Source organism: Thermosipho affectus (assembly GCF_001990485.1).
GTDB lineage: Bacteria > Thermotogota > Thermotogae > Thermotogales > Fervidobacteriaceae > Thermosipho > Thermosipho affectus.
The window spans coordinates 1-14,565 of the sequence record NZ_LBFC01000001.1 but is presented as its reverse complement, the minus strand read 5'-3'; the positions used below and the strand labels follow the sequence as shown (position 1 = coordinate 14,565).

The 14,565-nt window shown below is 26.4% G+C and carries 11 protein-coding genes; 6 read left to right on the top strand and 5 right to left on the bottom strand.

The window, feature by feature from the left end:
• Positions 1-15: 15 nt before the first annotated feature.
• Positions 16-849 carry a DMT family transporter gene (locus XJ44_RS00055; protein WP_077197671.1) on the bottom strand — a complete coding sequence of 278 codons (834 nt, stop codon included), beginning with the start codon at positions 847-849 and terminating at the stop codon, positions 16-18.
• Positions 850-976: 127 nt separating this feature from the next.
• On the opposite strand from XJ44_RS00055, the gene rmuC reads away from it, so the two are divergent.
• A complete protein-coding gene (gene rmuC, locus XJ44_RS00050; RefSeq protein WP_077197670.1) occupies positions 977-2,104 on the top strand; it encodes a DNA recombination protein RmuC in 1,128 nt (375 codons plus the stop codon).
• A gap of 90 nt (positions 2,105-2,194) precedes the next feature.
• On the opposite strand, the gene XJ44_RS00045 is transcribed toward rmuC, so the two are convergent.
• Positions 2,195-2,812: a hypothetical protein gene (locus XJ44_RS00045; RefSeq protein ID WP_077197669.1), complete on the bottom strand. Its 618-nt coding sequence runs from the start codon at positions 2,810-2,812 to the stop codon at positions 2,195-2,197.
• A gap of 193 nt (positions 2,813-3,005) precedes the next feature.
• Here XJ44_RS00045 and XJ44_RS00040 point away from each other — a divergent pair, with 193 nt between their 5' ends.
• Positions 3,006-4,076, top strand: coding sequence for a SpoIIE family protein phosphatase (locus XJ44_RS00040; protein WP_077197668.1), 1,071 nt, complete (start codon positions 3,006-3,008; stop codon positions 4,074-4,076).
• A 97-nt stretch (positions 4,077-4,173) separates the two neighbouring features.
• Here the strand turns inward: XJ44_RS00040 and XJ44_RS00035 are convergent, their stop codons facing one another.
• The 3 genes from XJ44_RS00035 to XJ44_RS00025 form a co-directional block, all read right to left on the bottom strand.
• Positions 4,174-4,875 (bottom strand): hypothetical protein, encoded by a 702-nt coding sequence (locus tag XJ44_RS00035; protein WP_077197667.1) that lies wholly within the window; start codon positions 4,873-4,875, stop codon positions 4,174-4,176.
• Entirely contained in the window at positions 4,872-5,693 is an 822-nt protein-coding gene (locus tag XJ44_RS00030) for a patatin-like phospholipase family protein (RefSeq protein ID WP_075665049.1), read from the bottom strand. The genes XJ44_RS00035 and XJ44_RS00030 overlap by 4 nt, the downstream gene beginning before the upstream one ends.
• 147 nt (positions 5,694-5,840) lie before the next feature.
• A complete protein-coding gene (locus XJ44_RS00025) occupies positions 5,841-6,890 on the bottom strand; it encodes a DNA-processing protein DprA (protein ID WP_077197666.1) in 1,050 nt (349 codons plus the stop codon).
• Between the two features lie 100 nt (positions 6,891-6,990).
• Between XJ44_RS00025 and XJ44_RS00020 the strand changes: the two genes are divergently transcribed.
• The 4 genes from XJ44_RS00020 (at position 6,991) to XJ44_RS00005 (ending at position 14,475) form a co-directional block, all read left to right on the top strand.
• Complete coding sequence (locus XJ44_RS00020; RefSeq protein WP_077197665.1) at positions 6,991-10,950, top strand: RecQ family ATP-dependent DNA helicase; 3,960 nt, start codon at positions 6,991-6,993, stop codon at positions 10,948-10,950.
• Positions 10,943-11,554 (top strand): coiled-coil domain-containing protein, encoded by a 612-nt coding sequence (locus tag XJ44_RS00015; protein ID WP_077197664.1) that lies wholly within the window; start codon positions 10,943-10,945, stop codon positions 11,552-11,554. Before XJ44_RS00020 ends, XJ44_RS00015 begins: the two co-directional genes overlap by 8 nt.
• Positions 11,555-11,603: 49 nt before the next feature.
• Positions 11,604-12,482, top strand: a complete 879-nt coding sequence (locus tag XJ44_RS00010; protein WP_075665045.1) for a DMT family transporter — start codon at positions 11,604-11,606, stop codon at positions 12,480-12,482.
• A 127-nt stretch (positions 12,483-12,609) separates the two neighbouring features.
• Entirely contained in the window at positions 12,610-14,475 is a 1,866-nt protein-coding gene (locus XJ44_RS00005; RefSeq protein WP_077197663.1) for an NAD(P)/FAD-dependent oxidoreductase, read from the top strand.
• Positions 14,476-14,565 lie beyond the last annotated feature (90 nt).

Genomic DNA, 14,565 nt, shown 5'->3' with positions numbered 1-14,565 from the left:
TGGTCCTAAGAATTATTAAGAATTATTATACTTATAATAATTTACTCCCCAAACACCTAATATAATAAGCGTCATTCCTATTATGTGTTTCAAAGTTATTTGTTCGTTTCTAAATAAAGCACCTGCCAAAACAGATGTAACAGTAGTTAAATTAGCAAAAATTGATGACTGCGTAGGTGATACCTTAGAAAGCATATAATTGACAAGGAAAAATGCTACAGAAGAAGATAGAATACCTAGATATAAAGCCGCGATCAATACATGAATATTTGTTAGTACTGTATAATCAAGTTCTCCTCTTATAATTGCCAATGCATTAAAAAAGATGGCACCGATAATCATCATAAAAAAAGTTATTTCAACCGGTTGAAATTCTTTTGAAAATTTTCTTGAAGTGAAGTTATAAAAAGTTGCCGAAAAAACAGCACAAAGTATCAACAAATCCCCTTTAATGTTTCCTTTAAAATTGTTAAAACCAATTATTAGTAGAACTCCAAAAAAACTTAAGAAAACAAATAAAAAGTTCATATTATGTACTTTTTCTTTTAAAACAATAGGAGTTAAAAATGTTATAAAAATAGGTATTGAAGCGATTAAAATCCCCGCTTCAGAGGATGGAATGTATAATAACCCGGAGGTTTCGAATATAAAATATAAAATCGGTTGAAATAAAGATACAATTAATAATTTAAAATAATTTTTTCTTTGCAAGGAAATTATTTTAAAAATAGAAAGAAAGAACAAAAACAAACTAGCAATCGTAAATCGAATTGCTATGAAGTTCATCGGGGAAGTATAATCAAGGGCATTTTTTGTAAAAAGAAACGACAATCCGAATATAAAAGCCATAAATAAGCCAGAAATAGTTACTTTGAAAATGAAAGCCCCTCCTTGTTTTCAATTTATTCCTTTCTAAATTATATCAAACATTTATGGTAAAATTAAGTCAAAACATATTAAAAAAGGAGAGTGTTTTATGAATTACGTTTTTGTTGCTATGATAAGTTTGCTAATCGGTATTTTTATTGGATATAAATTTGGTTATATTTTGGGAAAAAGAGATAAAAAATCTGAAGATTTTTCTAATCAGCTTTCCATTATAAATAATCTTTCAATTCAAATTGCTGAATTAAAAGCAAAATATGAAGAAATTGAAAAATCAAGATTTGAGGCTGTAAAACAAAAAGAAAAATTAGATGAAGAAAGAGAAAAAAGGTTAAATGAATTTATTCAAAATACTCATAAGTTATTTTCAGAATTAACCCAGAAAACGATAATGATTGATGAGCAAAAAGATAAAAGAATTTCTGAACTTGTTGAACAAATGAAAAATTTTTTTGAAGAACAAAGAAAAAATACTGAACAATTTTTAATTGAACAAGGAAAGTCAAGAGAGGAAATTGAAAAAAGAAGAGATGCTCAGATAGAGGATATGAAAAGAATGATTTCTATTTTCACAAAAGCAGTTTCAGGAACAAAGACTCGTGGTATAACAGGAGAAATATTATTAAAAGATGCAATTAAGGAATCAATAAAAGTGGGATTAATAAAAGCAAATCTAAAAACAGAAAACGGAGAAGTTGAATTTGCTTGGGATTTGGGAGATGGTAAATATATTCCAATTGATTCAAAATTACCCGACATATTTGAGATTTTAGAAAAGTATAATGAAGAAGAAGATATAAATTTAAGAGAAAAACTAAAAAAAGAGATAATAAATAAAGTAAAGAAAGAAATACAAAGAATACAAAAATATCAAAATCTTGTAAATACAATTGATAGTTGTATCTTAGTAGTTCCAGAATCAATCCTTGATCTCGCTCCAGAACTTATTGAAATGGGAAAGGAGAATAAAGTATATATTTGTAGCTATAAAGATGTATTTGTTGTAGCCCATACTTTACAAGATAGATATGTAAAATTAAATGAAGAAGGAGATATAGGTAAATACAAACAAATTATAGAAACTTTAATTCAATTGCTTGAACAGATAAGCAAAAAAACTGATACAATAGAGAGGGCTTTAACTACTATCAGGAATGCAAATGAGGATATTCGAAAAGGTGTGGCAAAAGGAAAAAACACCGTAAGTGAAGCAAAATAAGTGATTTACAAAAATATGTATCATAATCATGAACAAATCAAACTTCAAAATTGTTTGAGATTAACAAACAAATTAAAGTTCAATGTATAACTACATTATAAAATAAAGCAACCCCATATTTTTCTTTGTTTTTGAAATAAAAATAACCTCCAAAATTGCCTTACCTTTTTCAGAAATATCTAAATATAAAGTTAGTAAAATATTATCAATGTTATAATTTATAGGTGGATCATTTTCAAACATTTTTTTAACAATTTCAATCAAAGAATTGTAAATACTCAATGCATCAGAAGATATGGTACCATTTTCATCGAATGCATATGTATTAAATGATTTTGTAATAACTTTTAAATCTTTGTTGAACAGCAATATACAGTACAAGTAAATATCACCTTGAATCTTAAATTCTTCAATAAAATTTAGTGGTAAAACATATTCAGAATTAACTTCTTTGAACAAAAAATAATCTAGAATAGTTAACACATGTTTTTGAAATTTTTCATGATATGGAGAATATAAATACTCATAACTTTTTCTAGTGATTCCGTAATCAGTAAGCGAAATTTTAGGGTCATTTTCCAAAATAAAGTTATATAATTCTTGAACAGTGTCTTCAGTTTTATTTGGTACAATTAATTCATAGTAAACATCAATTGGAAATACAATTATGGAATAAATTGTCAATAACCATACAAACTTTTTTATCATTATATCACTCCTTTATGTATTTATATTAACAGTACTTGTTTTTATTATAACACTTTATATTACCAAATCTTAAATTAAATTCCATGTTTTAGAAGTTTTTAGAAGTTGTTTTTAAATAGGAAAAAATATGATATTCTTAATTTGAGGATAAATATTTTTTTAAAATTATTCTTATGAAAAAGGAGCGGATAGTATGATAAATTTTAAAAAACTCTTAGAAGAATACAAGATAATGGATTGGCTTAAAAGCTTAGACATTCCAGCATATGTAGTTGATACAAACAGAAATATACAATTTTGGAATAAAGCAGCTGAAAAACTTATTGGATATGGCATGGAAGAAGTTGTTGGAAGATCTTGCTCAAACAATATACTCAAACATATAGACAGAAACGGTATAGTTGTATGTCGTACAGATTTATGCCCACTTGTTATGTCAATAAAAAATAAAAAATATTTTAGAGTACCATTTGCTGTATATTCCCTGACCAAACAAGGGAATAGAATACCTGTAAGTGTATATGCTATGCCTTTAAAAGATGATAATGGAAATGTTATCGGAGCAATAGAGATGTTTGAAGATGCTTCAATAGCTGATAGGGAACTTTCAAAAGCCTTTGAAATTCAACAAGCTCTATTACCAAAAGAAGATGATACAGTAGAATTTGTATATTATCCTTCTAATGTTCTTGGTGGGGATTTAATATATTACAAAAAACCGTGGATTATGTTAATAGATATAAGTGGTCATGGGCTTGCAGCAGCACTACTTTCTACTTCCATAAAACTTTTAATAGATTCAATACTTGAAGATGACAAATTATCAATCAGTGAACTTCCTATTATACTAGAAAAACACGCTGAACAAATTTGTGAACAAAATTATTTTTCAGCTATAATAGGGAAGCTTGAAGGAACCAAAATAAAAATAATAAGTTGTGGACATCCTGATCCAATTATATTTGATAACAATAAAACAAAGATTATAGAAGTTTCTCGAACATTTCCCGTGGGGATGGGGCTTATTAACTCCAAAATCGACCCAACAATTATAGATCTCAAAAATAAAAAGATTCTATTTTACTCAGATGGAATAACAGAATTGAAAATTTCTAAAAAAGATATGCTAACATCAAAAGGATTAGAAAAATTATTTAGCAATACCCAAGATTTGAAGAAAATATACGAAGAAGCTATGAAAAAAAATATAGATATTTACCAAAAAGATGATATAAGTATGGTATTAATAAAAGGCCACAAATAAATTAGAGTAATACCCTATTGTTTTTTTATTTAAACGATAGATAAATGATATAGCCTAAAGTAAAGGAGGGAAAAAGTAAAGAAAAAAAGAAATATAGTTATAATTTTGTAATTTGTTGGTTAATATCAATTTTCTCCACATTTTTTGATTCTAGCACTCTTTTTGCAAATTCAATCATCCTACATTCCATTGCCTGAAGAAGAATTTCGCTGGCACTTTCAAATTTAATTTGAGATAAATCACGAAAGTTCAATACTACTATATCGCCATCTTCTATAAATGAAACAGGTATTTGTGAAAGATATGTTGTATTAATATATTTTCTTTTAAAAGGCGGAAAAACTCCTGGAAAAGCAAGACAGGCTTTTGCGACATTATAAGAAGAGCCCTCATAAAGTTCTACTGTTTGCTTTTCAAGGTTTATTACCTCAGCTTTAACACACGTGTCTTCATTTAAACCACCTAAAAACTCCTCAACTTCTTTCCATTTATGAATCGCTATAGAAGTACTCCAAAGAATACAGTATTTTATTTTATTTTTTCTTGATTTTCTTTTGTCAATCTTTTCTTTTTTTTGTACTCTATCTATGATCCAAAAAGTACTTTCAAATTTTTTTACAAAACTATTTATTTTCTCTATTGCTTTTTCACTTCCAAAATTTTCAAACAAAATTGCATAAAAACCAGCAAGACCATTTGCTATTATCTCTAAATTTTTATCTTTGGGAGATAAAAATCTTTCAATAGCTGGAATTGCAGCTAAACCTTGTAAACCATATCCTCCCACATGAATTCTCACATCAACATCTCCTTTGGAAGATCAATCTTTTTAGTATATTTATATGCTTTTTCCATTACTTCCAAACTACGTTTAAACTCAAATGTTCCAATATTATTAACAGGTGGTCTAACAATAAAATCGGCTTCTTTTATTAAAAATGAAAGAATCTTATTTCCACACATATGATTAATCACATTAAGTATATCATTTGAAGTTTTAGGTATTTTTATTTTCTTATTATTTTCAGACAAATCAACTGCAATTATATAATCAGCTCCAAGTTTTCTTGCAATATCTGTTGGTAAATTGTTAATTGTCCCGCCATCTACCAAAATTTTATCTTCAAATTCTACTGGAGGAAAAATACCTGGAATTGCCATGGAAGCTTTAAGTGGCTCAATAATCTTTCCAGAAGAATGAATAATTACTTTTCCACTTTTCAAATCATTTGATACAGCATAAAATTTTATCTTTAAATCTTCAAAAGAAAGTTTCCCAAAAGCCTTTTCAAAAATTTTAAAATATAATTTTGAAGGTAAAACAGAAACCTTATTTGTCATATGATAACAACTTATCTTTGCAAAATGGCGATTAAATTTTCTATTTGATGAAAAGATAATAGGGAAAAATTTAAATGATTTCTTGTAAATTTTTTCAGAATAATCCCAAAGTTTTTTTGAATCTTTTAAGACAGCATATCCTGCACCAACAACTGCTCCGATACTTACTCCAATTATTGCATCTGGAACAAATCCTTTTTCTTCAAGCGCACGTATAACCCCAACATGAGCAGCCCCCCTTGCAGCGCCACCACTTAATACAAGAAATTTTTTCATATTAATTTCCTCCATCTTCATCTTTTTTCAGTGTTCTTGAATTTTCCTTAAAAAATTTTTCCAACATAAATTCATTTGAGTACAATTTCTTTTAATAAGTATTTAACATACTAAAAATTCTACATCTTATTTTAGGTTATTCTAAATTTAAATCTCTTTTTCATTAAAAAGTGTGTTCTCTAATAAAGTTTTTGAATTAATCAAAAGAAATAATTCATCTTCATTAGAAAACGACAGGAATTTTCGATTTTTCAATAATTTAATGTTTCCTTTGATAACTTCCGGATTGTTTTTCTGTATAATTTTCAGTTGTTCTTGTTTGGGATTAAAGATCAATATCTTCTTCTTTAATTTCTCTCCATAGAAAATAGTTTTAATCGTTCCACCTTTTTCGGCAGTTTCAATTATTATAATGTAATCCGATAAAGCGGCTTGAATTCTATTTCTGTACAAAAGATAGTATTTATTAACTCTTTTTGATGGAGGAACTTCTGACAAAATCATTCCGGAATTTTTCAATATTTCTAATCCTAATTTTATATTTTCCTTAGGATATAAATTTTGTTCAATTTTGTTTAGACCTTGTCCCAACACAGCAACAGTTGGGATTTTTGATTTGAGTGCACCAATATGTGCAAATGTGTCTATACCAATTGCAAGTCCACTAATTATTATGAAAGTTTTATCAAGTTTTTTTGCAATATTTTTTGCCAATTTTTTTCCAATCTCTTCTGCTTTTCTAGAACCAACGATAGCCAGAGATCTTAGCTTATCAAAATCAAGAAGTGGTCCTTTAAAATACACTGTATAAACTGGTTGGAAAATGTCATCTAGAATTTTTAGTTTTTTAGGAAATAGATCATCCTCATATGTTAAAATATTAATGTTGTTTTTTTTGCAAAGAATATATTCCTCTTCAGCTTGCATCAGTAATTTTTCGTTATTTGCGAAAATATCTATGAATTCCTTTATCTTACCTACAATATTTTTTTGCCTAGAATTAAATATATTAATACTAAATTTTTCGAAAAATGATTTTACCTCTTTTTCTGGTGCCTCAAATAAGTTAATATCATTTTCTTTGGAATGTAAAAATATTTTTGCTAAGTTTTTGTAATTATATTTTGGAAAATTCCCGTTTATTTTTGAATATAGAATGCTAAATGCTATATATTGAATCTTGCTATATATTTTCACAAGATCATCTCCTTTTTTTCTTTATTAAATTATACCAAATTATGTGTTATAATTTTATTCGTATTTATTTAGAAGAAGTTTTTTAATAGGGGGAATATAGTTGAAAAATAGAAAAAACAAACAAAATATACTAGATATCGAAATTGAAAATTTTTTCAAAACAGATCAGTATCATTATATATATTTTACAGATTTTGAATATAAATTTAAAATTGACGACTATTCTATTTTCTCTCTTTCAACTTATTATCCTAAAAATAGCTTTTCTGATGATATTTTAGATGACCAAGAAAGAATATATAGAAGATACATTTATGAATTCAAAGATGGTAACGAGAAAATATCGGAACTTTTCTGTGACATAATATCGAGGCTTATCATAAAAAATAATATAATTAATGATAAAAATAATACGGCAATATCTATTATTCCGGCATCAAATAAAGAAAAAACAGAAATTCGCTATAATAATTTTGTTAAAAATCTTTCGGTAAAATTAGATGTTATTAATGGATACGATTTTATCAAGAATTTAATCGACAGACCTTCAAAACATAGAGAACATTTTAAAGGTAATATACTTGAATATTTAAAGTTTGATTCGGAAAAGATTAAAGGTAAGGAGATAATACTCTTTGACGACATAATAACCTCTGGAAATTCATTTTTAAATATAGCAAATGAACTTAAAAATTTGGGTGCAAAAAATGTAATTGGAATTTTTCTTGGAAAAACTTTTAATGAAAAATTTAGATTAGAAGATTATATTATTGAATATGAAGAAGATCTAGAAATAAACAAAAAATTTTACCATGGTGAAGCTTCATATATTTCACATGCCCTGAGAAATACTCTAAAGGAATATTATGATAAAATGAACAATTTTAATTTCAAGATTTTAAAAAACTATGAAAGAAAATTCAATGAAGATAATCCACTAATATTAACAGCAAAAATATTCAACAATATTATTTCAAGAGGAATCCCAACATTTGCTTCTATTTTTTACGATAAATCTATTATGGATTCAATGAGTGATTTGTTATCATACAGAAAATTATCTGACACTGGAACCATTGATTATATTATTGAATTAAAAGATGAAAAGTATTTTTTAAAAGTTATAAAGAAATATTTTAGTGAATTGAAAATGTATAATGTAACAAAAAATAATTTTTTTGCTAAATACATTTTATCTTCATGGTTACACAAAGTTTTGACAAATGCTATAACAGATGGCATATTAGATGATAAAGAAGTTTGGAATATAGCTATTATTGAAAGGGATGTGAAATTTTCTGAAATTTCTATTGTTGATGCATACAATTATATGAATAAAATTTCGAAGTTATTTGATTATAACTTACCAAAGATAAAACTTGATATTTATAGAAATGAAGACACAACCTTGGAAATCCTGGAAAAAAACGTTGAAGTAAATTACTATACATTTGATTTGTATAAAGATGAATATGATTTAACAATAGATATTGGATATAAGTTAAATGTTGAAGAGCTTGAAACTAATTCTCCATACGTTATTGTTAGAAGTGCCCTAAAAACTCCAGAATTATTACCAGAATCTTCAAAGACAAATTCCTTCAGTCATAAAAAATATGATGAATATTACGAAACCCAAAACGATGTAATCTCAGTTGTAAATTATAAGACTGTTGCTCTTCATAATAGCACATATAATTTATTAACAGAAAATGAAAATATGCATTTCTTTGAAACTAATAATCCCCATCTATTTCTTCCAAAGTTTTTCTCATTTAAACCATATAAATTTAAAATAAATAAAGCAAAAGAAGATGTTTTAAGATTTTTGTTGCAAAACATATTTAGAAAAGTTGATTTTAGAGATGGACAAATCCCCATTATAAAAAGGATTCTTTCTTTAAAATCAACAATAGGTCTTTTACCAACAGGTGCAGGTAAATCCTTGTGCTACCAACTAAGTGGATTGTTGCAACCTGGGCCTGTAATAGTTATTGACCCTATAAAATCTCTAATGTTTGATCAAGTGTATAACTTAAAAGCGCTGGGAATAAATTCATCTGCATATATTAATAGTGATCTTTCAATCGAAGAAAAAGATTTTGTGCTTGAAAATTTAAAAAATGGAATGTATAAATTTATTTTTATTGCTCCAGAAAGATTACAAATAAAAAGTTTTAGAAAAAACTTGAAAAAATTAACTGAATTTCTCCCTGTGCCTTTCGTTGTTATCGACGAAGCACATTGTGTTTCAGAATGGGGGCATGATTTTAGAACAGCATATTTAAATGTAGCAAGAATTATTAAAAATATTGCAAAACATGATGATTATGAACCTCCTATTGTTGCGTTAACGGGTACGGCTTCGTATGCAGTATTAAATGACGTTCAAAAAGAATTACAAATTGAAAATAGTGCAAAAATTTATCCAAAAAGTTTTGAAAGAGATGAATTAACATTTTTTATTATCTCAACTCCATCTAATAATAAGAATGAAGTTCTAAAAGATATCTTGTTTAATAAATTGCCTTCGTTATTAGAAACAAATGATGTATTCAAATTAAATGATCGTAAAACAAAATCTGGAATAATATTCACTTCAACAGTCAATGGTCTAAAAGGGGTATTTGAAATTTCAAAATTTTTGAAAAATTTGGGGATAAATTCAAAAATCTTTTCCGGTAAAAAACCAAAAGATTCAAATATGAATGATGAAGAATATGATAAATACAAAATTAATGTCCAAAAAGAATTCAAAAATAATGAATTTCCATTACTTGTTGCGACAAAAGCTTTTGGAATGGGAGTTGACAAGCCTAATATTAGATATACAATTCATTATACATTACCTTCATCACTTGAATCTTTTTACCAAGAAGCGGGTAGAGCTGGGAGAGATAGAAAACCAGCATATTGCTTTTTGATCTATTCTGAAGATTATAATAAATTTACCGATGCTATCCTAAATGTATCTATTTCTAATGAACAAGCAAACAAAATCTATTCAAAGTATAAAGTATATGATGATATAAGTACACAAGCATTTTTTCATTTTAGTTCATTTGAAGGAGAAGAGATTGAAAGGAAAAATTTAATTAAACTTTTTCAAAAATTAAAACCATATATTAAAAAGCTAGATAATGGTAAAGTTGGATACTTAACTATTAAAAGCTTGGATAAAAATTTTGAAAAAGCTATTTATAGGTTAACGATATTAGGTGTTGTAGAAGATTACACAATTCAATATGAAAATTCATCAAGGTCTTATGAATTAAAATTAAGGAAATTGAATGTCGAAGAAATAAAACAAAACCTTATTAATTATCTAAAAAGGTATAAAACAAAGACATATATTGATAATTTTGTAAAAAAATATTTTAAAAATAAAATGTCATTTGAAGATTTTATGATAAAAATAATCGAAGCATTGATAGAATTTGTTTATGACGAAATAGAAAAACAAAGGCGAAGAGCACTATATACAATGGTTGAAGTTGCACGAAATGCAAAAACAAATGAGGAAATTAAAAAATATATTTTGAATTACTTTAATGAATCCGTTTATACTAAAGATTTAATACATTTTATTAAAGAACTTAATATTAAAGAACTTATTAACTTTATGGATGAGATTTATTATGAAGATATTGAAAAAATTGAAAATCTGTATGGTAATGTTCAAAGACTTTTAGAAAGTTATCCTGATAATCCTCCATTGTATATCATTTCAACTTTATCAAAAATTAAGTTAAATTATACCAACGATGAAGTAATAAGGGATTGGGAAAATTTTTTAAAGTATTTAAGTGATAATATTGAAGAAGATGAATTGGATAACTTTGTATATACAATATTTAATAAAATCGTTAACTTTGATATTAACGAGAACTTAAAAAAATTGTTTTATAAAACCTTACTTGATAATTTCTACTTAAAAGACATTATATTAAAATTCAATTATCTAGCTCCAACACTATCTAAGAAAGTTGTTTTAAAAAGAATTTTAAGCAAGGTGAAAAAGATAAATATGTATATCAAAGGAGGAAGAAAAAATGGATGAATTAGTGGATTTAGATGAAATATTAGAAGAAATTTCAAATGAAATTGAAAATTTAAAAAATTTAAATGCTTCAATAGAGTTAATTGAAAGATCTTCAAAAAAAATTTTAGAAATGTTGAAAGAAACATTAAATGAGAATGCAAAAAAAGTTAGGGAGGAATTTAATAAACTAAACGAAAATACAGAAAAATTAAAAGATGAATATGAACATTTCTATTCTAAAACTAAAGAGTTGATAAAGCAAATAAACAATCTTATAGATAAAAATAACGAACTGCTAGAAAACACAAAAAAAGATATATTAAGTTCTCAAGAAAAATTAGAAAATTTAATAATTTCAAATTTTTCAAAATTAGAAGGTATGATGAAGATAATTAGTGAAAATCAAAATAATAAAATAATTGATTTAAGTAAAGAGGTAGGAAGACAAGAAAGAATTATTGAAAAACTTGTTTATGAAACAAACGAACAAAAAAATAAAATCGAACAGCTTGAAAATTCGATTAATAACTTTTCAAAAATATTCTTAGGAAACAAAAAAACTTATACCTTTATTTTTGCATTAAATGTTATAATGTTTTTTTTGATACTTATCATTAAGTAACATTATAACAACATAAGTTGTATATAGTTCTTATTGGAGGTGATATTCAATGCATTTACTTTCAGCCATAATCTCAGCATTTTCTTCTTCAATAACCTCGATTTTTGGAAAATTATCATTTGAAATTGGTGCTACACCTTTACAAATATTGTTTATTAGATTTTTGTTTTCATTTCTTTTGTCATTAATTTTATTTTCTTTATATAAAAAAAATTTTAATCTTAAACATTTCTCAGTTTTCGGAAGTTTAGGTATTCTAAATTATGGTATAGCAGCCTTGTTGTTTTTTTATGGACTAAGATTTCTAAATCCAGCTTATGCTACTGTAGTTTTTTTCACTAATCCCATATTTGTTCTAATTTTTCAAAAATTAATTTATAAACATAAAATTGATTTTATAAGTGTTATTTCAATTTTTCTATCTTTTACAGGGGTGACCCTAGCAAATTTTGGTGAAAAAGGTATTGAAAATAACAACTTATTTTTAGGTACAACTATTGTTTTAACCTCAGCATTATTAAATGCTTTATTTGTTACCGTTTCTAGTCAAAGAATTAAAAAAATTAATTCTGATATTATCGAAAATATTTTTTATACTTTTTTGGGTACAATTTTATTTTATACAATTATACTGGTATTTAGTGGGCAATATATTTCTTTAAAGGTTGAATATTTAAATTACGGATTACTACTTGCAATTTTTTCAACTTTTATACCATTAACTTTAAATTATTTTTCACTAAAAAAATTATCATCACATTCGTTAGCAATTATAATGCCACTTGAACTCGTTTTTGCAAGTTTATTATCCATATTAATATTTCATGAAAAATTTAACTATGTAAAAATTTTTGGATTTATTCTTGTTGGTCTTGCTCCAATAGTTGAAAATATTACCATTTACAAGAAGAAATACAAAAATACTTAACAACATTTTTATCCTATACTTACTAAAACGTGCACTCCTTGACAATATATTCGGGAAATTATATAATATTCACGTATATGCTAAATACATATATTGATCTTAATTTCTTTAAAGGGGAGATTATTATATGTTATTCAAAGAATTTGAAGCAAAAAATAATATTTTTATGGCACCAATTAAAACTGCTTTAGCAACACCGAAAAATGGATTAATAACTGAGCAATTGATTAACTATTATGAAAGAAAAGCCTTAGGTGGAGTAGGAACTGTTATTCTTGAACCAATTTCTGTTTCTTTATCTGGAAAAGAACACCCTAAACAACTAATGTTAAATTCTGAAAAACACGAAATAAAATTAAAAGAATTGATAACAAAACTTCACAAATACGGCACAAAAATAGTTGTCCATCTAAATCATGCAGGAAGAGCTGCTAATCCGAAAATAGTCGAGGATGTAGTCGCTCCATCGCCAATTAAATGTCCAACAACAAACCAACTTCCGAGAGAATTGTCAAAATCTGAAATAAGAGATATAATCAATGATTTTAAAAATGCTGCTTTGAGAGCTCAGAGCGCTGGAGCAGACGCTATTGAAATACAATTTGGTCATGGATATCTGGTTCAACAATTTTATAGCAATAGATTAAACAAAAGGACAGATGAATACGGTGAAAATAAATTTCTTTTTGCCGAACAACTACTCTCTAGTATCAAAAATTCAGTTACCATCCCAATTTTTCTGAGAATTTCTGGAAGTGAGTTTATTGATGATGGGATTAGTCTTAAAGATATAAGTTCAATTATAGATTTGGCTAAAAAATATGATGTTTCAATAATACATGTAGGTTGGGGAAATGCTTGTGATTCAGTTCCATGGTATTATAATCATATGTCATTACCAATTGAACCTATGGATGAGATTCTTAAACTTATTAAAAACATGACAAATATACCAATAATATCTGCAGGTAGAATGCAAAAAAATGAAAGATACAAATATTTATTAGAAAAACACGTAATTGATGGAGTAGTTTTTGGAAGACAGTTAATAATAGATCCTGATTTTCCAAATAAAATCTTAAACCATTCAAATGATTACATCAGATGTGGGAGTTGTTTGCAAGGATGTTTATCAAGTGTAAAAAGTGGAAAACCTATTAATTGTATAGCGAATCCTGAAGTTCATAAAACGTTTATTCCTAAAACAAATGATAAGAAGAAAATCGCAATTGTTGGTGGTGGTCCAGCAGGTATTTTTGCTGGTTTATACTTAAAGAAAAAAGGATATGATATAACATTGTTTGAAAAAAATAATTATTTAGGGGGACAATGGGTAATGGCTTATAACGCACCTGGAAAATTATCGATGAAAGATATTTTAGACGACTTGATAAGAAAAGCAGAAAAAGAATTAAAAATCATAAAAAATACGACAGTTGACGATAAATTCTTTGATGATAAAGACTTTGACGCTATTGTAATTGCCACAGGTGCAAATCCTTTTGTTCCATCAATTAAAGGACTTAAAAAATATATTACTGGTTTTGATTTCTTTTCGGGTAAAAAAGTTAATGGAAATAAAATTTTAGTTATAGGTGGAGGATTAATTGGTGTTGAAGTTACTGAAGCATTAGTTAATAATGGTAAAAATGTAACAATAGTTGAATTATTTGATGAAATTGGCAGAGGAATGGAGCTTATTTCAAAAAAACTTTTCTCTCTAAAATACTTATCAAAGATAAAAGTCTATACCAACTCATCTGTAGAAGAAATAAAAGAAAATAATGAAGTATTTATTAATCGCAATGGAAAAATTGAATCTATTGGAAATTTCGATGAAATAATTGTGACAGCAGGAACAAAAAGCGAAAATTCTTTATACAACACTCTTTCAAAAAAGATTAAAAACGTATATCTAGTAGGTGATGCTTTAAAAGTTGGACAAATTTTCGATGCAGTTAACGGTGCGTTGGAATTAGCAGAAAAAATATAGAAGTTGGATCAAAAATCAATCTCTCAAATAGCATGACTTTAGTATTATGCTGGAGTTATATTATTTAATTTTTTTGGTATTTTTGTATTC

Coding starts and splice junctions, on each gene's coding strand:
- XJ44_RS00055 (WP_077197671.1), bottom strand. CDS start 849: ATGGCTTTTATATTCGGATTGTCGTTTCTTTTTACAAAAAATGCCCTT.
- rmuC (WP_077197670.1), top strand. CDS start 977: ATGAATTACGTTTTTGTTGCTATGATAAGTTTGCTAATCGGTATTTTT.
- XJ44_RS00045 (WP_077197669.1), bottom strand. CDS start 2,812: ATGATAAAAAAGTTTGTATGGTTATTGACAATTTATTCCATAATTGTA.
- XJ44_RS00040 (WP_077197668.1), top strand. CDS start 3,006: ATGATAAATTTTAAAAAACTCTTAGAAGAATACAAGATAATGGATTGG.
- XJ44_RS00030 (WP_075665049.1), bottom strand. CDS start 5,693: ATGAAAAAATTTCTTGTATTAAGTGGTGGCGCTGCAAGGGGGGCTGCT.
- XJ44_RS00015 (WP_077197664.1), top strand. CDS start 10,943: ATGGATGAATTAGTGGATTTAGATGAAATATTAGAAGAAATTTCAAAT.
- XJ44_RS00010 (WP_075665045.1), top strand. CDS start 11,604: ATGCATTTACTTTCAGCCATAATCTCAGCATTTTCTTCTTCAATAACC.
- XJ44_RS00005 (WP_077197663.1), top strand. CDS start 12,610: ATGTTATTCAAAGAATTTGAAGCAAAAAATAATATTTTTATGGCACCA.